At 60.0% G+C, this 19,791-nt stretch carries 22 protein-coding genes and 1 pseudogene; 11 read left to right on the forward strand and 12 right to left on the reverse strand.

Annotation, left to right across the window (positions count from 1 at the left end; translation table 11 throughout):
* Positions 1-34: 34 nt before the first annotated feature.
* Positions 35-748, forward strand: coding sequence for a pyrimidine 5'-nucleotidase (locus P6U16_RS09290; RefSeq protein WP_277703499.1), 714 nt, complete (start codon positions 35-37; stop codon positions 746-748).
* A 146-nt stretch (positions 749-894) separates the two neighbouring features.
* Positions 895-1,416, forward strand: a complete 522-nt coding sequence (locus tag P6U16_RS09295) for an EF-hand domain-containing protein (RefSeq protein WP_277703500.1) — start codon at positions 895-897, stop codon at positions 1,414-1,416.
* 113 nt (positions 1,417-1,529) lie between these two features.
* On the opposite strand, the gene P6U16_RS28350 is transcribed toward P6U16_RS09295, so the two are convergent.
* Positions 1,530-1,829: a hypothetical protein gene (locus P6U16_RS28350; protein WP_349017685.1), complete on the reverse strand. Its 300-nt coding sequence runs from the start codon at positions 1,827-1,829 to the stop codon at positions 1,530-1,532.
* Here P6U16_RS28350 and P6U16_RS09300 point away from each other — a divergent pair.
* Positions 1,784-2,728: a GAF domain-containing sensor histidine kinase gene (locus tag P6U16_RS09300; protein ID WP_349017693.1), complete on the forward strand. Its 945-nt coding sequence runs from the start codon at positions 1,784-1,786 to the stop codon at positions 2,726-2,728. The genes P6U16_RS28350 and P6U16_RS09300 overlap by 46 nt on opposite strands.
* Positions 2,729-2,755: 27 nt before the next feature.
* On the opposite strand, the gene P6U16_RS09305 is transcribed toward P6U16_RS09300, so the two are convergent.
* Together P6U16_RS09305 and dapD are read right to left on the reverse strand one after the other, a co-directional pair.
* Positions 2,756-3,139: a DUF805 domain-containing protein gene (locus P6U16_RS09305; RefSeq protein ID WP_277703501.1), complete on the reverse strand. Its 384-nt coding sequence runs from the start codon at positions 3,137-3,139 to the stop codon at positions 2,756-2,758.
* Positions 3,140-3,143: 4 nt separating this feature from the next.
* Positions 3,144-4,001 carry a 2,3,4,5-tetrahydropyridine-2,6-dicarboxylate N-succinyltransferase gene (dapD, locus tag P6U16_RS09310; protein WP_277703502.1) on the reverse strand — a complete coding sequence of 286 codons (858 nt, stop codon included), beginning with the start codon at positions 3,999-4,001 and terminating at the stop codon, positions 3,144-3,146.
* Positions 4,002-4,208: 207 nt separating this feature from the next.
* On the opposite strand from dapD, the gene P6U16_RS09315 reads away from it, so the two are divergent.
* From P6U16_RS09315 to P6U16_RS09325, 3 genes are all read left to right on the forward strand, one after another.
* Positions 4,209-5,108, forward strand: a complete 900-nt coding sequence (locus P6U16_RS09315) for an LOG family protein (RefSeq protein ID WP_277703503.1) — start codon at positions 4,209-4,211, stop codon at positions 5,106-5,108.
* A 124-nt stretch (positions 5,109-5,232) separates the two neighbouring features.
* Positions 5,233-6,426: a succinyl-diaminopimelate desuccinylase gene (gene dapE, locus P6U16_RS09320; protein WP_277703800.1), complete on the forward strand. Its 1,194-nt coding sequence runs from the start codon at positions 5,233-5,235 to the stop codon at positions 6,424-6,426.
* A gap of 117 nt (positions 6,427-6,543) precedes the next feature.
* Complete coding sequence (locus P6U16_RS09325; RefSeq protein ID WP_277703504.1) at positions 6,544-7,008, forward strand: hypothetical protein; 465 nt, start codon at positions 6,544-6,546, stop codon at positions 7,006-7,008.
* 13 nt (positions 7,009-7,021) lie between these two features.
* Here P6U16_RS09325 and truA read toward each other — a convergent pair whose 3' ends face one another.
* The 5 genes and pseudogenes from truA to def form a co-directional block, all read right to left on the reverse strand.
* On the reverse strand, positions 7,022-7,765 hold the full coding sequence (truA, locus tag P6U16_RS09330; protein WP_277703505.1) for a tRNA pseudouridine(38-40) synthase TruA: 744 nt from the start codon (positions 7,763-7,765) through the stop codon (positions 7,022-7,024).
* Positions 7,765-8,699, reverse strand: a pseudogene (gene fmt, locus P6U16_RS09335) (methionyl-tRNA formyltransferase). The gene truA and the pseudogene fmt overlap by 1 nt, the downstream one beginning before the upstream one ends.
* 23 nt (positions 8,700-8,722) lie before the next feature.
* Complete coding sequence (locus P6U16_RS09340) at positions 8,723-9,142, reverse strand: type II toxin-antitoxin system VapC family toxin (protein ID WP_277703506.1); 420 nt, start codon at positions 9,140-9,142, stop codon at positions 8,723-8,725.
* 6 nt (positions 9,143-9,148) lie between these two features.
* A complete protein-coding gene (locus tag P6U16_RS09345) occupies positions 9,149-9,409 on the reverse strand; it encodes a plasmid stabilization protein (RefSeq protein WP_277703507.1) in 261 nt (86 codons plus the stop codon).
* 64 nt (positions 9,410-9,473) lie between these two features.
* Complete coding sequence (gene def / locus P6U16_RS09350; protein WP_277703508.1) at positions 9,474-9,998, reverse strand: peptide deformylase; 525 nt, start codon at positions 9,996-9,998, stop codon at positions 9,474-9,476.
* Positions 9,999-10,162: 164 nt separating this feature from the next.
* Here def and P6U16_RS09355 point away from each other — a divergent pair, with 164 nt between their 5' ends.
* The 3 genes from P6U16_RS09355 to P6U16_RS09365 all read left to right on the forward strand — a co-directional run bounded on the left by P6U16_RS09355 (position 10,163) and on the right by P6U16_RS09365 (position 15,088).
* Positions 10,163-11,359, forward strand: a complete 1,197-nt coding sequence (locus tag P6U16_RS09355) for a DNA recombination protein RmuC (RefSeq protein ID WP_277703509.1) — start codon at positions 10,163-10,165, stop codon at positions 11,357-11,359.
* Between the two features lie 65 nt (positions 11,360-11,424).
* Positions 11,425-12,324, forward strand: coding sequence for a ribokinase (locus P6U16_RS09360; protein WP_277703510.1), 900 nt, complete (start codon positions 11,425-11,427; stop codon positions 12,322-12,324).
* A gap of 379 nt (positions 12,325-12,703) precedes the next feature.
* Positions 12,704-15,088 (forward strand): methyl-accepting chemotaxis protein, encoded by a 2,385-nt coding sequence (locus P6U16_RS09365; protein WP_277703511.1) that lies wholly within the window; start codon positions 12,704-12,706, stop codon positions 15,086-15,088.
* Between the two features lie 69 nt (positions 15,089-15,157).
* Here the strand turns inward: P6U16_RS09365 and P6U16_RS09370 are convergent, their stop codons facing one another.
* Complete coding sequence (locus P6U16_RS09370) at positions 15,158-16,102, reverse strand: nucleoside hydrolase (RefSeq protein ID WP_277703512.1); 945 nt, start codon at positions 16,100-16,102, stop codon at positions 15,158-15,160.
* 169 nt (positions 16,103-16,271) lie between these two features.
* Here P6U16_RS09370 and P6U16_RS09375 point away from each other — a divergent pair, with 169 nt between their 5' ends.
* Together P6U16_RS09375 and P6U16_RS09380 are read left to right on the forward strand one after the other, a co-directional pair.
* Positions 16,272-16,703 (forward strand): Hsp20 family protein, encoded by a 432-nt coding sequence (locus P6U16_RS09375; protein WP_277703513.1) that lies wholly within the window; start codon positions 16,272-16,274, stop codon positions 16,701-16,703.
* A 48-nt stretch (positions 16,704-16,751) separates the two neighbouring features.
* Entirely contained in the window at positions 16,752-17,009 is a 258-nt protein-coding gene (locus P6U16_RS09380; RefSeq protein ID WP_277703514.1) for a DUF1150 family protein, read from the forward strand.
* Positions 17,010-17,024: 15 nt separating this feature from the next.
* On the opposite strand, the gene P6U16_RS09385 is transcribed toward P6U16_RS09380, so the two are convergent.
* The 3 genes from P6U16_RS09385 to P6U16_RS09395 all read right to left on the reverse strand — a co-directional run bounded on the left by P6U16_RS09385 (position 17,025) and on the right by P6U16_RS09395 (position 19,683).
* Positions 17,025-17,723 (reverse strand): tRNA (guanosine(46)-N(7))-methyltransferase TrmB, encoded by a 699-nt coding sequence (locus P6U16_RS09385; protein WP_277703515.1) that lies wholly within the window; start codon positions 17,721-17,723, stop codon positions 17,025-17,027.
* Positions 17,724-17,808: 85 nt separating this feature from the next.
* Positions 17,809-19,074: a methionine adenosyltransferase gene (gene metK, locus P6U16_RS09390; protein ID WP_277703516.1), complete on the reverse strand. Its 1,266-nt coding sequence runs from the start codon at positions 19,072-19,074 to the stop codon at positions 17,809-17,811.
* Positions 19,075-19,263: 189 nt separating this feature from the next.
* Positions 19,264-19,683: a helix-turn-helix domain-containing protein gene (locus P6U16_RS09395; protein ID WP_277703517.1), complete on the reverse strand. Its 420-nt coding sequence runs from the start codon at positions 19,681-19,683 to the stop codon at positions 19,264-19,266.
* Positions 19,684-19,791 lie beyond the last annotated feature (108 nt).

A 19,791-nucleotide genomic window follows, 5' to 3' on the forward strand; every position in this document is an offset into this window, starting at 1 on the left:
TACGTCAGCCATTCGCCATGGCATAAGGCCTGCCATGAAAAATCTCGACCGCCTGCCCACCAAAGCCGATTTCGCCCATGTCACCGACTGGGTGTTTGATCTCGACAACACGCTCTATCCGCACCACGTCAATCTGTTCTCGCAGATCGACCGGAACATGACGGCCTATGTGGCAGCGCTTCTGACGCTTGACCCGGTCGAGGCAAAGGTGCTGCAGAAACAGTATTATCGCGATCACGGCACCACGTTGCAGGGCCTGATGCTGCATCATGGCATCGATCCGAATGACTTTCTCGAAAAGGCCCATGCGATCGACTACGAGGTCGTACCGGCGGACCCGGCGCTGGGCGAAGCGATCAAGACCCTGCCCGGCCGCAAGTTTATCTTCACCAATGGCAGTGTCAAACATGCCGAGATGACGGCGCGCCGGCTGGGCATCCTCGATCATTTCGACGACATTTTCGACATCGTGGCTGCCGATTTCGTGCCGAAACCGGCCGGCGACACCTATGACAAGTTCATGAGCCTGCATCGGGTCGACACAAAACATGCCGCCATGTTCGAGGACCTGCCGCGCAATCTGGTAGTGCCGAAGGCGCTGGGCATGAAGACGGTGCTGCTGGTGCCACGTAATTTCGAATATGAATTTGCGGAAGCCTGGGAAAAAAGCTCCGACACGGATGAGCAGGCCGACTTCGTTACCGAAGACCTGACCGGCTTCCTGACACGGCTGCTCCAGGACAAGTGAAGGCAACATCCGGATACATCAGGCACAGTTTCGCCATCAAAAAACCCTTTAAGGTCAAAGGTTTAAATTACCAAAATGTAACTGGTCGACGAGGCTGGTTCGCGTATGCTTTCGGTCAGGGATAACGATCACTGAAAGGAAACACCATGCAGAAACAGGCTCTCATCCTCGGCTTCATTGCCGCCAGCATCGCCGTCACCGGCTTTTCCGCCTCTTCCTACGCCGCAAAAGGAAAGATGGCTCCGGAACAGCGCGCCGAAATGATGATCAAGCGGCTGGATACCAACAAGGACGGCAAGGTCTCGCTCGACGAGATGCAGGCACGGGTCTCAACCGTCTTCAAGACTTTCGACGCAGATAACAATGGCCAGGTATCGCGCGATGAAATCAAGGTTCGCCGCGAGGCCTTCCGCGAAGCCCGCAAGGCCTGGCGCGAAGCGAAGAACGAAGCTGACGCCGATAAGACCAAGGCGATGGAAGATCTGCGCGAGGCACGCCCGGGCATGTTCCCCGGCATGCGCGGCAAAGGCTTCAAGCGCGCGGACGCCGACAAGAGCGGTTCGCTCAGCCTGGCCGAAGTTGCTGGTGTCACGGACAAGATGTTCAAGCGCCGCGACAAGAACAGCGATGGCTTCATCGACGCAGCGGACTTCAAAAAGACGCTGTAACGGTCGCTCACCCTCTCCGTCTTCAGGGCGGGGAGGGTTGCTGCTCGCCTCGCAACGACCTAATTTTACAGCAAGCATCGCCCATCCCCAAAACTGATGACTTGCAAACGTTTTCATCCTGCGACAGGACAAGGGACGAATGGAAACCTGAAAGCCACCCCTTGAGCAACGCCCCGCTTGCCGCCGTAGACATGATCGCCCAGATAAGCGTGGTGCCGACCATTCTCGAGGTGGTCTGCAAGACCACAGGCATGGGCTTTGCGGCGGTGGCGCGCGTGACGGAAGACCGCTGGATCGCCTGCAGTGTGCGCGACGACATAGCCTTTGGCCTGCAGCCGGGCGGCGAACTCAAGATCGAGACGACGATCTGCAGCGAAATTCGCGAACACCGGCAGATCGTGGTCGTCGACCATGTCGATGCCGACCCCTCTATGCCAAGCACCATACGCCGGCGTTCTACGGGCTACAGAGCTATATTTCCATGCCGATCCTGCTCAAGGATGGCTCATTCTTCGGCACGCTCTGTGCCATCGATACGAAACCACAGAAACTGAATACGCCGGAGACAATCGGCATGTTCAAGCTGTTTGCAGAATTGATCGCCTTTCATCTCGACGCGCATCAGCGCCTCGACCAGGAGAGGCAGGCCAGCGAACTTCGCGAGCAGTTCATCGCCGTGCTCGGCCATGACCTGCGCAATCCTTTGGCTTCGCTCGATGCCGGCACGCGTATGTTGCAGCGCTCGGCTGCGGACGACAAAACGAAATCGGTACTGACCCTGATGCGCAGCAGCATCTCCCGCATGTCCGGTCTGATCGACAACGTGCTGGATTTTGCCCGCGGCCGGATGGGCGGTGGCTTCGCAATCGAACACGCAGATCGCGTGCCGCTGCGTCCGGTCTTGGAACATGTGATCGCGGAGCTGAACATGGCCCATCCGGACCGGCGGATCAGTGCAAACCTGACAGATGCGATGGTGCGCTGCGACGAAGGCCGTATCGGCCAGCTGCTGTCCAACCTGCTCTCCAACGCACTGACACACGGTGCCGAAGACGGTGAAATCCGCGTCCGCTCGGAGATCATCGACGACCATTTCGCACTCTCGGTCTGCAATGCGGGTGACCCGATCCCGCAGGAAAAGATTGCGGAGCTTTTCAAACCGTTCTTCCGGGGCGAACCGAATTCAGGCCAGCAAGGACTTGGTCTCGGACTTTACATCGTCGCGGAAATCACCAAGGCACATAATGGCACGCTGTCCGTGACCTCGACGCCGGAAGAAACCTGCTTCACGGTGAAGATCCCTCTTCAGTAAAAGGTCACTTACAAATTCTCCGGCGGCTCAGGAAGCGGGTCCATTGTGCACGCTCCCGAATTCGTTCTGCTCTACCATTCCTGGCCAAGCGCAGAGCGCGACGAAGATCACCGGGCTGATAACCGGAATGAACAGGCAAAGGGCGAAGGTGCCGGGATAACCGATGTCATGCAGGCGCTTGACCGTCAGCAGAAAGGTTGATGCGGTCGATGCGAGCGCGCAGAGGATCAGCCCCAGAGTCCACGCGGCCAGAGCTATATCCTCGCCCTGATTGGCGAACATGCGGCTGATGACGAAGCCCGTGAGACACAGCCAGAAAAGCCACGCCAGCAGATAGAGCCGGCGGCCGATGCGGCCGGAGGGGCTGAACAACAGCCAGCCCATGGTCGGCTGTCGCCCCTCCGCGCCCATCACATTAATCCCGCAGAAGTTCGTTGATGCCAGTCTTGGAGCGGGTCTTTTCATCGACGCGCTTGACGATGACGGCGCAGTAAAGGTTCGGAGCAACGACTCCGTTCGGCATAACCGCGCCAGAGCCCATCGAGCCGGCAACGACAACGGAATAGGGCGGCACTTCGCCATAGGTCACTTCGCCCGTGGCACGATCGACGATCTTGGTCGATTTACCAATGAACACGCCCATGCCGAGAACAGAGCCTTCGCGCACGATGCAGCCTTCGACCACCTCGGAGCGCGCGCCGATGAAGCAATTGTCCTCGATGATCGTCGGGCCGGCCTGCATCGGTTCCAGAACGCCGCCGATGCCGACGCCGCCGGACAGGTGCACGTGTTTGCCGATCTGCGCGCAGGAGCCGACCGTCGCCCAGGTATCGACCATCGTGCCCTCACCAACATAGGCGCCGAGATTGACAAAGGACGGCATCAGGATGGCATTCGGCGCGATATAGGCCGAGCGACGGACGACCGCGTTCGGCACGGCACGGAAACCGGCTTCGCGGAACTGGTTCTCACCCCAGCCTTCGAACTTGGAGGGAACCTTGTCCCACCAGGTCGACTGACTAGGCCCACCCTTGACGACTTCCATGTCATTCAGGCGGAACGACAGGAGCACCGCCTTCTTCAGCCACTGATTGACGGTCCAGTTGCCATCCGCGCCCTTTTCGGCGACGCGAACCTTGCCCCCGTCGAGCAGCGTCAGGGCAGTTTCGACCGCATCGCGAATCTCGCCTTTTGTATGGATGGTGACGCTGTCGCGGTTGTCGAAAGCCGCATCGATGGTCTGCGAAAGAGAGGCGAGATCGTGGGTCGTCATCGGAATTCCTTAAACTTCGGCGTTTATCGTCAAATGCTCTAGAGCATGATCCCGAAAAATTGAAGAGATTTTCGGTTCCGGTCAGCCGCTCGGACACCGTCGTGTCACAGGCCGCCATCAGATGATGATATCTGTTGCATCTTGTGGAGAGGAAAAGAGCATCCGGCAGCGATGATCATCTGCCGGATTGCGTCAGGGAAATGAAATATGGCACGAATGAAAAAGCGGAATCTGCGGCGCAAGGATGGGGTCTGGGACCCGCTGGCCGACAGTGCCCATGACCGTCACCGCGCGGCGGGCGTTCCGCAAACCCCGCAATCCATGTCGCCGGCCTATCGGCTTGCCTATGCCGACGACGACTTCCTCTGCCGTGAGGAACTGCGCCCGGTGCGGCTGCAGCTGGAACTGCTGAAGACCGAAATGATCCTTGCCGAGCGCGGCATCAAATCCACCATCGTCCTGTTTGGCGGTGCGCGCATTCCCGAGCCGGGTGGCGACGCCTGGGCGGCGAAAAACGAGACGCAGCGTCAGAACCTGACTGCGGCTTCCGTCTATTACGACGAAGCGCGCAAATTCGCCCAGCTCTGCTCGCTGCATTCGGCGCAGTCCGATCACAAGGAGTTCGTCATCGTCACCGGCGGCGGGCCAGGCGTGATGGAAGCCGGCAACCGTGGGGCCGCGGAAGTCGATGCCCCTTCGATCGGCCTCAACATCGTGCTGCCGCACGAGCAGGCGCCGAACCGCTACGTGACGCCTGAGCTTTCCTTCAACTTCCACTATTTCGCGATCCGCAAGATGCACTTTCTGTTGCGGGCCAAAGCCGTCGTGGTTTTTCCAGGCGGATTCGGAACGCTCGACGAGTTGTTCGAAACGATCACCCTGATGCAGACCGGCCGCATGGCGCTGGTGCCGCTCATCCTGTTCGGCGAAAAATTCTGGCGCACCATCGTCAATTTCGAGGCGCTGGCGGAATTTGGAACGATCGCGCCTGACGACCTCAACCTTATCAAGTTCGTCGAAACTGCGGATCAAGCGTGGGATATCATCTCGAAATTCTATGCGACCGTCGATCCGGCCAGCGTGCCGGTCGCTTCCGGCAAGCGGTAGACAGGACTGGAACCGGGCAGGCAACATCCCTGCCCGGTACTCATTTCGCTTCGCCATGCCCCGGTGACAGCCTTCTCGGGATCGGCTAAACCATGCGCCGAAGACAAACATGGCATCCGCTTTCATGACCCCCACCGATCCGATCGCCAATCTCGCCACGCTGATCCGCTGCCCCTCTGTCACGCCTGCCGAAGGCGGTGCGCTTTCTGCCTTGGAGGCCATGCTGGCGCCGCTCGGCTTTGCCTGCGAACGCGTCACGGCAACGGAGCCTGGCACCCCGGATATCGAAAATCTCTATGCCCGGCTCGGCACGCAAGGACCACACCTGATGTTTGCCGGCCATACCGACGTCGTCCCTGTTGGCGATGAGGCTGCATGGACGCATGGGCCGTTTTCGGCAGAGATTGCCGATGGCCAGATGTATGGTCGCGGCGCCGTCGACATGAAGGGCGGCATTGCCTGCTTTGCGGCGGCCGTCGCACGATACATCGAAAAGCATGGGCCGCCGAAGGGCTCCATCTCGTTTCTGATAACCGGCGACGAGGAAGGCCCGGCGATCAACGGCACCACCAAGCTGCTCGAATGGGCCGCCGCCAAAGGCGAGCGCTGGGATGCCTGCGTCGTCGGCGAACCGACCAATCCCGACGCGCTCGGAGACATGATCAAGATCGGCCGACGAGGCTCACTCTCCGGAACGATCACCGTACAGGGCACGCAGGGCCATGCAGCCTATCCGCATCTGGCCGATAGCCCCGTGCGCGGCATTCTGCAATTGACCCAGGCGCTGATGGATCCGCCCTTCGACACGGGCACCCATGATTTCCAGCCCTCCAATCTCGAAGTGACGACGATCGACGTCGGCAATCCGGCCGTGAATGTCATTCCGGCCCGCGCCACCGCACGCTTCAACATCCGCTTCAACGACACCTGGAGCGCCGAGAGCCTGAAGGCGGAGATCATTGCCCGCCTCGACCGCGCGGCAGCCGACGGAAATCTGCGGCCGGGGCGTTCGCCGGTGGCCTATGATCTCGTCTGGAGCGAGCGACCGAGCCATGTCTTCCTCACCCGCAATAACGGGCTGATTTCCTCGCTCTCCGGCGCGATCTCCGCGGTGACCGGCCGCGAGCCGAAACTCTCGACAACAGGCGGAACGTCCGACGCCCGCTTTATCAAGGACTATTGCCCTGTCGTTGAATTCGGGCTTGTCGGCCAGACCATGCACATGGTCGATGAACGCGTTGCGATCGCGGACCTGGAGACACTGACCGCGATCTACGAAACCTTCCTCGAACGCTGGTTCGGCAATGCCGCAGCTTGAGGAAATCAGCATCTACCTGAAGGGTCTCTGGCTGCTCGTTTCGGGCAAGCCGGAAGGTCTGGGCTGGCTGGATCTCAGCGCCAACGGCGTGTGGCGATCGTTTGCGGCGATCCTCTGGTGCCTGCCGGCCATGGCCGTCAGCTGGGGGCTTGGCGGCTGTTTTATCTTAGCAACATGCCGCCGGTCACCGAGACTGGCATTCTGTTCATCGCCAAGCTGTTCGTGATCGATATCGTCGCCTGGATATTCCCGCTGATGCTCATTGCCATCCTGGCAAAGCCGCTCAGCTATGACGGCGAGCTTGCGGCCATCATCGTTTCCAGCAACTGGCTGTCGGTACCGATCTTCTACGCCATGGCCGTACCAGCGGCGATCCGGCTCGTTGTGCCTGAGAGCGACGGGTTGACCGGGCTCTTGTCGCTGCTCTTCCTGATCACCGTTTTTGCCGTGATCTTCCGCCTGATGAAGACCATCACCAACAACCAGGTCCTGCTGGCCTCAGCGCTGACGCTGATGTTCATCCTGCCGTCCTTCATGATCGGCGAGAGGCTGCAGACCTATTTCGGCCTGATGCCGGGCTGATCACGCCCGCACCTCAATAGTCAACCTGCATGAAATAAAGCCCTTCCGGCGGCGCCACCGGGCCGCAGGCCTTGCGGTCTTTGGCCTCCAGCGCTGCACTGACATCATCCGGCGACCACCTGCCATCGCCCACCATTTTCAGCGTGCCGGCGAAGGACCGGATCTGGTTGTGGAGAAAACTCTGCGCCGTGGCGCGGATTTCGATCAGGTCGTCTTTCCGGGTGACATCCAGCCTGTCGAGCGTGCGGACCGGGCTGTTTGCCTGGCAATGAACAGAGCGGAACGTCGTGAAATCATGGCGGCCGACCAGCCTTTGCGCCGCGGCGTGCATGGCATCGTGATCCAGAGGCTTGGACACCCACCAGGCCTGCTTCGCCTCGATTGCCAAAGGCGAGGGCCGAGAAATGATCCGGTAAAGATAATGCCGGCGCAAAGCCGAGAAACGGGCATCGAATTCGACCGGCACCTCTGCCGCGTCCAGCACCGAGATTCTCTCCCGTGCTTGCCCGAGATAAGCGTTCAACGCATTGCGCAAGGTATGGGCGGGCCATTGCCGCGTCAGATCGACATGGGCGACCTGGCCGCGCGCATGAACACCTGAATCGGTCCGCCCGGCACCGCGGATCAAGGCTGGCTCCTGTGTCAGTTTCAGGATTGCCTGCTCGACCGCGCCCTGGACGGAATGACCGTTCTCCTGCCGCTGCCAGCCGACATAATTGGAGCCGTCATATTCGATCGTCATGCGAAAGCGTGGCATCAGATGAGCCTTGTGCCTAATGGAATCAGGCTGCCGCGCAGGAATTCGACCGCAGGCAGGGGTTTGCCGCCGGCTTTCTGCAGCCGGGTCAGCCGCACAGCCCCTCCCCGCACGCAATCGTCAGATCGTCCGAAAGCACGGTGCCGGGGTTACCCCCACCATCAGCAAGAGCGCTCTGCAGCACCTTCACGCGTTCCAGCCTGCCGCCGATCTCCGTTTCGAACCAGGCACCCGGAAACGGCGACAGGCCACGGATGTGATTGTGCACGTCGCGCGCTGCCTGCGAAAAATCGATGCGGGTTTCCGCCTTGCTGATCTTGGCGGCATAGAGCACGCCATCTTCGGCCTGCGGGACAAGCGGCAGATCGCCGCCGTCGAGCTTCTCCATCGCTTCCGTCATCAGGCCTGCACCCGCGAGCATTAGGCGGTCATGCAATTCGCCGGCCGTCATCTCCGGGTCTACAGCGACGATTTTCGTCAAGGCAACCGGGCCGGTATCCAGCCCCTTGTCCATGCGCATCACCATCATGCCGGTCTCAGGGTCGCCGGCCATGATTGCCCGCTGGATCGGGGCGGCGCCGCGCCAGCGCGGCAGAAGCGAGGCATGGCCGTTGTAGCAGCCCTGCCGGGTGCCGTTCAGAATTTCCTCGGGCAGCAGGAGGCCATAGGCGACGACAACGGCGACATCCGCATCGAAATCTTTAAATGTCTGGCGATCGGCAGCGTCCTTGAAATTCGACGGCGTCAGCACGGGGATGCCAAGGATTTCAGCGGCCTGATGGACCGGCGATTTCTGCAACTCAAGGCCCCGCCTGCCGCCCGGACGCGGCGGCTGGGAATAGACGGCGACGATCCTGTGGCCCGCCTGCGCCAGCGCCGAAAGCGTCGGCACGGAAAACTCCGGCGTTCCCATGAAGATGATGCGCAGCGACACGGCGGGCGGCCTCCCGTTTTTAATCAGGCCTCTTCAAACGGGTTTACGAGCGCCAAATCAAGCCCCTCGAAGTCTTTTACGTTCCGCGTTGCCAATGTCGCGCCATGGAAAAGGCAGATGGCGGCGATCATGGCGTCCTTGGTTTCGATGTGGCGTCCCGACTTTTGCCTTTGGGCGGCAATGCGACCATAGATCGGGGCAGCGCGAGCAGAAAAACTGAGAATGCGGCCTGCAAACTCTTCCTCAATATCGGCGAAAATCTGGGTCAGCGCATCTCGGCGGCGACCCGGATCCAGCAACTCCAGACCGAATTGAATTTCCGCAATCGTGATCGATGTCAGAAACACACCTTCCATATCGTAACGATCAAGCCAGCGCAGGATTCTATCAGTGTGCTGGCGGCCATGGATTTCGGATAGGACATTCGTGTCGAGGACAATCAAACTGCGTCACTCAAAATTTGGCGGTGAGCGGTCTGACTCCTTGCGGAAAGCGGCGATCGCCTCCAGCTCTTCAGGCGAAAAGCTCTGATCGCCAACGATCGCGCGCAAACGACTTCCCGCAGTTTGCGGTTGGTGCGGCTCCAGGCTAAGCGCCACCCTTATGCTTGCGATCGCCTCTTCGGAGAGACTGCGGCCGTTTTTACGTGCGCTTTTTTGTAGTTCTACCTTCAGGGCATCATCGACGCCTCGCAACAACAGATCACCCATGCGCACCTCCGCAATGATATCAACGATATCATAAGCGCGAAGGGCCGCCTTTTCAATGCAGGTGTCAGATTGCCTTGCTGCCGCGCAGCTTGGCGGCCTTGGCGAACTTGCGGATGACGATTTCGCGCTTGAGCTTGGAGATGTGGTCGATGAACAGCGTGCCGTTCAGATGGTCGATCTCGTGCTGCAGGCAGGTGGCGAGCAGGCCGTCGGCCTCCGTCGTCTGCTCCTTGCCCTCCCGATCGATATAGCGGACGGTGACGACTGCGGGGCGCTCAACCTCGGCGTAATAATCCGGGATCGACAGGCAGCCTTCTTCATAGACGGAGCGTTCGCTACCCGATGAGACGATTTCGGGATTGATGAAGACCAACGGCTGCTTTTCCTCGCCTTCCTTCGCAACATCGATGACAAGCATGCGGCGATCGACGCCGATCTGGATGGCGGCCAGACCGATACCCGGCGCATCGTACATCGTGTCGAGCATGTCATCCGCGAGGCGCAGGATTTCGGCATCGACCGTTTCGACAGGCCGGGAAATCTGGCGCAACACGGGATCGGGAAGGATGATGAGTGGCTTGATGGTCATTTTGCTCCCATAACCGATCTTTCAGCCGGATGGAATTCGTTCAGGGCATTTTTTTGCATATGCCAGACAGGCGAAGCGCCTGCTACCGGCACTTCACCCGCCGCCCTCGCATTTGTTCTCGTTTTGATCTAGGCGCGCCAGAAGAATCTGTTATTCTGCGACCTATGGAGCCCATCACCCTATCGCTTGATCGCACGCTTTTTGTTTTCGGGGACTATGCTTTAACGCTCGGGGGCTTTCTCCTGGCGGTCGCCCTGCTGTTGCTGGCTTCGGTTTGCATATTTGCCATTGGTCGGCGCAATTCACGTCAGCGCGCTAAGGAGGCAGACGCGCGGATGATGGCGCTGATTACGGCACAGACCGAAATGCAGGGCAGGATCGCCGCACTCGCCGACGTCTTCGGCGCGCGGCAGTCGGAGTTGAACCAGTCAATCAACCAGCGCATCGACGGCATGACCCAGCGGATCGGAACGTCCATCACCGAGCAGACGAAAGCGACGCACGAGAACCTACGTCGCCTGCAGGAACGGCTGGCGGTCATCGATACGGCCCAGACCAATATCCAGTCGCTGGCCAAGGACATGGCGGGCCTGCAGAACATTCTTTCCAACAAGCAGACACGCGGCGCCTTCGGCCAGTCGCGCATGGAGACGATCATCGCCGACGGCCTGCCGATGGGCGCCTATGCCTTCCAGCCGACGCTATCGAATGGTTCGCGACCCGACTGCACCATCCGCATGCCGAACGACCAGCCGGTGCTGGTGATCGACGCGAAGTTTCCGCTGGAAGGCTGGAACGCCATTCGCGCGGCGACAGATCCGGAAGCGTCAAAACTTGCCTCGCAACAGTTCCGGCGGGACATGGAGGTGCATATTCGCGATATCTCGGGAAAATACCTGATCGCCGGCGAAACGCAGGACACCGCCTTTCTCTTCGTACCGTCCGAATCGATCTTTGCGGAGATCCACGAGCATTTCGAAGGCATCGTCCAGCGCGCTCACCGCGCCCGCATCGTCATCGTTTCGCCGTCGCTGCTGATGCTGTCGATCCAGGTCATCCAGGCCATCCTGCGCGACGCCCGTATGCGCGAGCAGGCGCACCTGATCCAGGGCGAAGTCGTGCGGTTGATGGAAGACCTGACGCGGCTGGACGAGCGGGTGCGCAAGCTGCACGGTCATTTCCTGACAACGCAGAAGGATGTCGACGACATTCTGGTTTCCTCAGATAAGCTCAAGCGCAGAGGCAGCCGGATCGAGGCGCTCGACCTCGCAACAGCGACGGCGGCAGAACCCTCCAGGGAGCCGAAGCCGTTCGACAGCCGGCTTGGCCAATTGAAGCTGCGGGTGGTTGACGAGGACTGATCGTCTCGGGCACTGTCCGGCAAAAATCAGCATTTAAAAATCAGCACTTGGGCAGGACACCTCAGATGATTACAGTTTTCGGCTCCATCAACATGGACCTGATCGCCACCACGGCACGCCTGCCCAAGCCTGGCGAGACAGTTACGGGCACGGGTTTCAGCACCGCTGCCGGCGGCAAGGGCGCCAATCAGGCGCTCGCCGCCCGCCGGGCCGGAGCGACCGTGAAAATGGCCGGTGCCGTCGGATCCGACAGTTTTGCCGATGGCGCCCTGGAATTGCTGAAATCCGCCGGCGCCGACCTGTCGCTGGTCAAGACTGCATCGGAGCCTACGGGAACCGCCCACATCACCGTTGGCGCCGACGGGGAAAACGTCATCATCGTCGTTGCCAGCGCGAACGGGACGATGAGCCCGGACGACGCGAAAGCGGCTGTAGGCACAATGGCGACTGGCGACACGCTGATGCTGCAGCTGGAAATTCCGGCGGACGCCGTCGAGGCAGCACTCGATGCGGCAAAACAGAAGGGCGTGACCTCGATCATCAATATCGCACCGCTGACGCCGGAGGCGGCGAGGCTCGGCCGCAAGGCCGATATCGTCGTTGCCAACGAAACAGAATTCGAACTTCTTGCCGACGCACAGGATCTGACGGACGCACAACGCGAAGAGGCCGTCCGGCGCCTGCATGAGGAAACCGGACAGACGATCATCGTCACACTCGGCGCCCAAGGCGTCATGGCTATCCGCGATGGCATCCTTCATCGTGCCGTGGGCCTGAAGATCGAACCGGTCGACACTGTGGGCGCCGGCGATACGTTTTGCGGATATCTTGCTGCCAGCCTCGACGCCGGCCTCGCTTTCCCCGACGCGTTGCGCCGAGCGGCCGTTGCAGGCTCTCTCGCCTGCCTGAAGCCAGGCGCACAACCGGCTATCCCCGTCGCCGCCGAGGTCGATGCAAGAATCTGACCCTTTACCCGTGTTTCGAGAGGAACGTGAGCAGACGATCACGTCTGCTCACGTTCGAACTTTGCAAGAGCCGGCCGCGACATCACGCCACATGCGGGTTTTGCCATGCGAGGCCGATGGTTTCGCGATCCGGATAGTGGACGTCGCAGCCGCGTCTCACAAGGGATGCCTCGCCTACCGAGGGTTAAATTTTCCTAAGATTCATTGGCCGTATTTTAACGGTTGGTGATCTACTCCTGCAGTCACAAAGGTTCGCATCCCGGTTTCGGGACAATCTTTCCGGTGTCGGTCGACACCTGGCGTTCCATGACGGAGCAATTCCCAAACCTACACAGCATCACTCCGCCACGGCGGAGACCACACCAATGCGGGGACATCCATGCTCAAGTTCCAGGCCAGATCGCTTGCGACCAAACTCATCACCGTCACGGGCGGCACCATTGCGCTCGTCCTTCTGGCTTCCAACTTCGTTCTCATTTCGCAGACACAGGAACGCGTTGCCGAGCTGGTCTATGCGGATGCCGATTCACAGGCCAAGGGCATCGCGTCGGATATCGCAGGAAGCGTCGGCGAGCTTGCGGGCGCTGCGCGCTCCATGGCCGGCGTCATCGGCCTTGCCCATGAGAACAACCGCCTCGACCGCAAGGGCGTCATGGACATCCTGAAGTCCAATGTCGAAAAGAACGCTTTCGCCTTCGGCAGCTGGTTTGCGGAAGAGCCCAACGCCTTCGACGGCAAGTCGCCTGACATGAAGGGCCAGGCGGAATTCGGCGCCTCCAAGGACGGTACGTTCAATCCCTACTGGACGAAGAGCAAAACCGATGGCGGCATCAGTTTCTCGGCCTTCGATTCCGACTATCCGGCCGAGTGGTATGCACTGGCGGCGAAAAGCGGCAAGGGCGCTATAACCCAGCCCTATGCGGAATCCACAACAGGCACCGCGACGACGATGGCATCGATCGCTTATCCGGTCATGTCCAAGGGCAAGCTCATCGGCGTCAGCGGCGTCGATATTTCGCTGAAGACCCTGTCGGACAAACTCTCGCAACTGCATCCCTTCGGGTCTGGCCGCGTCACGCTGCTCTCACAGGCCGGCAAATGGCTGGTCGCCCCGGCGCCGGACCTGCTGACCAAAGCCTATGAAGGCGAAGGCACCGACGTCGTCACGGAAGCGCTCGCCTCCGGCAAGATCGGCCGGATCGAGAATCTTTCGTTCGACGAAATGGGCTCCTTCGACCGTGTCGTCTATCCCTTTGCACTACCGGATATCAACGCGTCCTGGATCGTTCTCGTCGATGTACCGCGCTCGGCCATTCAGGCGCCGGTTCTCGACCAGACCTACATGATGATCATCGGCGGATTTGTGGTTCTCGGCGCAGTTCTGCTCGGGCTCTATTTCGCCGTGCGAGGCTACGTCCAGAAGCCCCTGGCCGGACTCGTCAAGGACGTCCAGAACCTCAGCAGCGGCGCCTATGCAACACCGGTCTCCGGCCAGGAGCGCACCGATGAAACCGGCTCGGTCGCCAAGGCGCTCGAAGGCTTCCGCCACCAGCTTTCGGATGGCAAGCGCCTCGAGGCGGAAGCAAAACAAGACCGCGAGCAGTCAGAACGCGAACGCAGCCAGTCTGAAACCGAGCGCATGCAGAACAACGCCCTGCAGCGCGACATCGTCGCCCGCCTCGGCAAGGGCTTGTCGCACCTGTCCTCCGGCGATCTCAGCTTCCGCATCACCGACGAATTCCCCGGTGATTACGCTCAGCTGAAAAGCGATTTCAATACAGCCATGGACAGCCTTGAGGAGACGATCCAGACCGTCAACAGCTCGGTCGTCAACATCGGCACAGGCACCAGCGAAATCAGCAATGCCGCCAACGACCTGTCGCATCGTACCGAACAGCAGGCTGCGAGCCTGGAAGAAACGGCAGCAGCGCTCGACCAGTTGACCTCGCAGGTCAATGCCAGTGCCGACAATGCCAAGGTCGCGGCCAAGTCGGTGGAAACCGCCAGCAATGATGCCGAACAGTCCGGCGAAGTCGTCCAGAAGGCGATCGCTGCGATGAAGGGCATCGAGCAATCCTCCGGCGAAGTCAGCCGGATCATCGGCGTCATCGATGAAATCGCCTTCCAGACCAACCTGCTGGCGCTGAATGCCGGTGTGGAAGCAGCGCGTGCCGGCGATGCCGGCAAGGGCTTCGCCGTGGTCGCCCAGGAAGTGCGTGAACTGGCACAGCGCTCGGCAAACGCCGCCAAGGAGATCAAGACCCTGATCAACACCTCGGCGGGCCAGGTACGCGATGGTGTCGATCTCGTCGGACAGGCCGGTGGCGCGCTGCACAAGATCGCCGACCAGGTTGTTCAGATCAACGGCCTCATCCGCCAGATATCCGGCTCGGCCTCCGAACAGGCCGTCGGTCTCAAGGAGATCAACACCGCCGTCAACCAGATGGACCAGGTGACGCAGCAGAACGCCGCAATGGTCGAGGAAACAACGGCCGCCAGCATGACGCTGAACGAAGAGGCACGAGCACTCAGCACGCTTGTCTCGCGCTTCAAGGTTGCCCGCCAAAGCCAATCCTCCAGCGAGATGCTGCGCGATACGGCAGAACGGATGCGCGCACCGGCGAAAGCTCCAAGCTACAGCGCACCGGCCTATATGCCGCCTGCCCGGTCGGCACCTGCCCGCACCGTCGCATCGCCGGTAAAGGCCGCACCACAGGCTTCCGGGAATACCGCCCTTGCACAGGATAACTGGGAAGAGTTCTGAGCCGGTCTTGGCCTATCGAACATGAAACGGCGCCCTCGGGCGCCGTTTTCACATCTGGTTTGGCCGAAGTCAGAGCCGCGCCAGCCGCTCCGTCAGCAGGTCAAAGAAGCCCTGGTCGTCGATGAAGCGCATGACCTTGGCATTGTGCTTGCGTTTGGTGACCTGCCACCAGTCGACCACGGTCATGCCAACCGTCAGCTCCGACTTCGTCTCGATCTCGACATTGCAATCGCGGCCCGTGAAGAGTTCGGGACGGATCAGGTAGGCGATGACCGTCGGATCATGCAGCGGTCCGCCGTCGGTGCCGTATTTCTCGATGTCGAAACGTTCGAAGAATTCCAGCATTTCTGCCATTGCGACGGCCGCTGGCGAGCCGATCGCCTTGATCTTTTCGACGCGTGCCTTGTAGGTCAGCACCCGGTGGGTCACATCAAGCGGCATCATGACGATCGGAATGCCTGATTTGAAGACGATTTCCGCGGCATCCGGATCGACGTAGATGTTGAATTCGGCTGCCGGCGTGATGTTGCCGCCCTCGAAGAAGCCGCCGCCCATCATCACCAGTTCACGCACCCGAGCCGCAATTTCCGGCGCCTTGTTCAGCGCCATGGCGACATTGGTGAGCGCACCCAGCGTACAGAGCGTCACGGTGCCTGTGGGTTCCGACAGCAGTGTCTCGATGATAAAATCGACGGCGTGCTGCGCCTGCAGCGGCATGGTCGGCTCCTCCACCACAGGGCCATCAAGGCCGGTCTTGCCGTGCACGTGCTCAGCCGTTACCAGCGGCCGAGAGATCGGTTTATCCGCACCGGCGAAGACTTTGACATCGCGGCGATTGCAGAGTTCGCAGACAATACGGGCATTGCGCGAGGTCAAGGCTACAGGCACGTTCCCCGCGACCGTGGTAATGCCAAGCACTTCGATTTCCGCGGGGCTTCCGAGGGCAAGCATGATCGCTGCGGCATCGTCCTGGCCGGGATCTGTGTCGATGATTATCTTTCTCGGCTCGGTCATGTGCGGTCTCTCCTGCCATACGTCATGCAAATCAGCGGGCGGACTATGATTTGCCCGCCCGTTCGGCGCAAGCGGCTTGCGCTGATTGCGCACAGCTACCATATTGACGGCAACGGATGCTGCCTCGCAGGTCCGCTCCTAGTCGCTTGAGCCAGCAAGGACTTCGCCGATGAGCCGGATTACGCCCTTTACGAGCCCGCTGATGCTGGGCTTCGATGCAATGGAGAAAACCCTTGAGCGTATCGCCAAGGGCAATGATGCCTATCCTCCCTACAATATTGAGCGCATCCGCAGCAATGACGCTGCAGGCACGCCGGAACGACTGCGCATCACGCTGGCCGTCGCCGGCTTTTCCGACGAGGATCTCGACGTGACGACGGAGGAAAACCAGCTCGTCATTCGCGGCCGGCAAGGCGAAACAGGCGAGCGGGACTATCTCCATCGTGGGATCGCCGCGCGCCAGTTCCAGCGCGTTTTTGTGCTGGCGGAAGGCATGCACGTTTCGGGCGCCGAATTGCGCAACGGCCTCTTGTCCGTCGACCTTATCCGTCCAGAACCTGTCCGCATGGTAAAGAAAATTAATATTTCGGTCCCAGAGTAGGATGACCGGCAGATTTCAGATCCTGCCCGAAGTCACGGAGCGAGACTCATGGGATACAGACACATCACTGCCCAACTGACGAAAAACGACCTTGCCCATCTTGGCGCCGGTGAAGTCGGCTATATTCGCAAGATGCGTTCGGATGAGGTCTCGCGCGTGTTCCCGGAAGCGCCCGATATGGACCCGGGCCTCGATCTCTGGGCGCTGTTTGGTGCGGACGGTACGCCGATCCTTCTCACAGACAATCGTTCCAGCACATTCTTCAAGGCCGCCGAAGACGACCTGCGCACCGTCAGCCTTCATTGATTGAGAGCGTCGGGTTCACACCCGGCGAAACGTCAGATAGGCGGATTTGCGGCCCTCGCGCCGTGCCTTGGCCTCGTAGCGCGTACTCGGCCAGCCGGCATAGGGCGTCAGCCAGTCGCTGGCATTCTCAGCCGTCCATTCGAAAGCGGCGTGATCGCGGCAATGCAAGAGTGTCCAGTTGACATAGGTGTCGATGTCGGAGGCAAAGCAGAATAATCCGCGCGGCTTCAATACACGGGCAAACCGATCCAGATTGACCGGCGAAACGAAGCGGCGCTTCCAATGCCGTCGCTTGTGCCACGGGTCCGGGTACAACAGGTCGATCTGATCAAGGCAGGAATCCGGCAGCCAATCGAGAACCTGGGTGGCGTCGTCGTCGTGAAGACGGATGTTGGACGCCCCCTTGGCTTCGATCTGGCCGACAAGCTTGGCCATCGAATTTATGAAGGGCTCGACACCTATAAAACCGGTGGACGGGCTCTCCACGGCGCGGTGGATCAGATGCTCGCCACCGCCAAAGCCGATTTCCATGCGCATACGATCGACAGGCTGCGCAAACAACGTTTTGATATCGCTTGGCGCCGGCGACACCAGATCCACCCGGAAAGCCGGCAGAAGCGTTTCCAGATGCGCGGCCTGCTGCGTGCGCAACGGCTTGCCCTTGCGGCGTCCGAAGAAGGCCTCAGTGGCGCGGTTGCGGTGCGGTTCGGTCATGGCAGTCTCTTTCACGATAAAAGCGGACATTTCCATCAGGAAACATCCGCTTTACGTTCAATCGCTTATTGCGTCCAGAGGTGGATCAAGCAGCCTTGATCGCATCCTTGAGCGGCTTGACGAGGTCAAGCTTCTCCCAGGAGAACGAGCCGTCACGGCCGGCCTTGCGGCCAAAATGACCGTAGGCGGCAGTCTTGGCGTAGATCGGCTTGTTCAGATCGAGATGACGACGGATGCCGGAGGGCGAGAGATCCATGGTCTTCCGGATCGCGTCTTCGACCTGATCTTCCGTTACATTGCCGCTGTCGTGCAGATCGACATAGATCGACAGGGGCTGGGCAACACCGATGGCATAGGCGATCTGGATCGTGCAACGATCCGCAAGGCCGGCAGCAACGACGTTCTTTGCGAGATAACGTGCTGCATAGGCGGCCGAACGGTCGACCTTTGTCGTGTCCTTGCCGGAGAAGGCGCCACCGCCGTGGGGAGCTGCGCCGCCATAGGTATCAACGATGATCTTGCGTCCAGTCAGGCCGGCATCGCCGTCCGGGCCGCCGATCACGAACTTGCCGGTCGGATTGATGTACCAGTTGCAATCGTCTGCGATCGCGATGTCGGACAGCGCTTCGCGGATATAGGGCTCGACGACACTGCGAACCTTGGACGAATCCCAGCTCTCGTCCAGGTGCTGAGTGGAAAGAACAATAGAGGTGACTTCGTGCGGCTTGCCATCGACGTAGCGGACCGTAACCTGGCTCTTGGCATCCGGGCCGAGGCGGCCGGCTTCGCCGACGCCCTTCTTACGGGCTGTTGCCAGTAGATCGAGAATGCGGTGCGAATAATAGATCGGCGCCGGCATGAGTTCCGACGTTTCCTTGCAGGCATAGCCGAACATGATGCCCTGGTCCCCGGCACCCTCGTCGCCCTGCTTGTCTGCGGCGTTATCGACGCCCTGCGCGATGTCAGCCGACTGCGGGTGAAGGAGCACGTCGATCCTCGCAGTCTTCCAATGGAAGCCAGCCTGCTCGTAGCCGATTTCTCTGATGGCCTTGCGGGCGGCGGACTTGAATTTCGATGGATTGATGACCGGGTGGCCGGCCGCGTCCTTGACGACGTTGCCGTCCTTGTCCTTCTTCAAAAGCGTATCCGGCACGCGGACTTCGCCGGCGATGACGACACGGTTCGTGGTTGCCAGCGTTTCGCAGGCAATACGCACGCCCCAGGGATCGACACCCGTCTTGGCAGCTTCACGATAAACCAGATCGACGATTTCGTCGGAAATCCGGTCACATACTTTGTCCGGATGGCCTTCTGCCACGGATTCACTCGTAAACAGGTAGTTGGCGCGCATGCGGAAGTCCCCTCAATGAAAAAATCTTTGACCGTGTTAGTGAGTCTGGCGCCAAAAAACAAGCACACAAGGACATAAATATATCTTTATATCAGCTTGCGACAGAAAATGGCTTCCTCTCGATGGCGCGCCCCGGACATAAAAAAGCGGCTAACAAGCCGCTTTTTTCAATTTTGGCTTGCGCCAACCTTATTCGGCTTCTGCTTCGGCGGCGAGCGCCTTGACGAGATCGACGAGCTTTCGACGAACCTTGGGATCGGCGATCTTCACGAAAGCACGATTGAGCTGTAGCCCCTCGGACGAAGAAAGGAAGTCCACCACGTAATTCGAGCTCGAGGCTTCCGCCATTCCGCTGGCACCCGAGGTATTATCGCCCGGGGCGTCCTCGAAGAAGAAGGAAACCGGAACATTCAGAATGCTGGAAATGTTCTGGAGGCGGCTCGCGCCAACGCGGTTGGTGCCCTTCTCGTATTTCTGGATTTGCTGGAAGGTGATGCCCAAAGCCTCGCCGAGCTTTTCCTGGCTCATGCCCAGCATCGTACGACGAAGACGAATCCGGCTTCCGACATGAATGTCGATGGGATTCGGCTTCTTTTTATTTTCGATCATGACGTTGTCCTAACACGCAATGTTTCTGTTGCTCCATGAACCTCGGACGTTTGCATAGAGCAAACTACACGCCACGTTGTGTAGTCGAATGAAACGGCCCCCAACTCT

It is taken from the genome of Rhizobium sp. 32-5/1 (genome assembly GCF_029537235.1).
Lineage (GTDB): Bacteria > Pseudomonadota > Alphaproteobacteria > Rhizobiales > Rhizobiaceae > Pararhizobium.

What these genes read in the sequence shown, in the direction of transcription:
- P6U16_RS09290 (WP_277703499.1), top strand. Translation starts at nt 35, where the DNA reads ATGAAAAATCTCGACCGCCTGCCCACCAAAGCCGATTTCGCCCATGTC.
- P6U16_RS09295 (WP_277703500.1), top strand. Translation starts at nt 895, where the DNA reads ATGCAGAAACAGGCTCTCATCCTCGGCTTCATTGCCGCCAGCATCGCC.
- P6U16_RS28350 (WP_349017685.1), bottom strand. Translation starts at nt 1,829, where the DNA reads ATGGTCGACGACCACGATCTGCCGGTGTTCGCGAATTTCGCTGCAGAT.
- P6U16_RS09305 (WP_277703501.1), bottom strand. Translation starts at nt 3,139, where the DNA reads ATGGGCGCGGAGGGGCGACAGCCGACCATGGGCTGGCTGTTGTTCAGC.
- dapD (WP_277703502.1), bottom strand. Translation starts at nt 4,001, where the DNA reads ATGACGACCCACGATCTCGCCTCTCTTTCGCAGACCATCGATGCGGCT.
- P6U16_RS09315 (WP_277703503.1), top strand. Translation starts at nt 4,209, where the DNA reads ATGGCACGAATGAAAAAGCGGAATCTGCGGCGCAAGGATGGGGTCTGG.
- dapE (WP_277703800.1), top strand. Translation starts at nt 5,233, where the DNA reads ATGACCCCCACCGATCCGATCGCCAATCTCGCCACGCTGATCCGCTGC.
- truA (WP_277703505.1), bottom strand. Translation starts at nt 7,765, where the DNA reads ATGCCACGCTTTCGCATGACGATCGAATATGACGGCTCCAATTATGTC.
- P6U16_RS09345 (WP_277703507.1), bottom strand. Translation starts at nt 9,409, where the DNA reads ATGGGTGATCTGTTGTTGCGAGGCGTCGATGATGCCCTGAAGGTAGAA.
- def (WP_277703508.1), bottom strand. Translation starts at nt 9,998, where the DNA reads ATGACCATCAAGCCACTCATCATCCTTCCCGATCCCGTGTTGCGCCAG.
- P6U16_RS09355 (WP_277703509.1), top strand. Translation starts at nt 10,163, where the DNA reads ATGGAGCCCATCACCCTATCGCTTGATCGCACGCTTTTTGTTTTCGGG.
- P6U16_RS09360 (WP_277703510.1), top strand. Translation starts at nt 11,425, where the DNA reads ATGATTACAGTTTTCGGCTCCATCAACATGGACCTGATCGCCACCACG.
- P6U16_RS09365 (WP_277703511.1), top strand. Translation starts at nt 12,704, where the DNA reads ATGCTCAAGTTCCAGGCCAGATCGCTTGCGACCAAACTCATCACCGTC.
- P6U16_RS09370 (WP_277703512.1), bottom strand. Translation starts at nt 16,102, where the DNA reads ATGACCGAGCCGAGAAAGATAATCATCGACACAGATCCCGGCCAGGAC.
- P6U16_RS09375 (WP_277703513.1), top strand. Translation starts at nt 16,272, where the DNA reads ATGAGCCGGATTACGCCCTTTACGAGCCCGCTGATGCTGGGCTTCGAT.
- P6U16_RS09380 (WP_277703514.1), top strand. Translation starts at nt 16,752, where the DNA reads ATGGGATACAGACACATCACTGCCCAACTGACGAAAAACGACCTTGCC.
- P6U16_RS09385 (WP_277703515.1), bottom strand. Translation starts at nt 17,723, where the DNA reads ATGACCGAACCGCACCGCAACCGCGCCACTGAGGCCTTCTTCGGACGC.
- metK (WP_277703516.1), bottom strand. Translation starts at nt 19,074, where the DNA reads ATGCGCGCCAACTACCTGTTTACGAGTGAATCCGTGGCAGAAGGCCAT.
- P6U16_RS09395 (WP_277703517.1), bottom strand. Translation starts at nt 19,683, where the DNA reads ATGATCGAAAATAAAAAGAAGCCGAATCCCATCGACATTCATGTCGGA.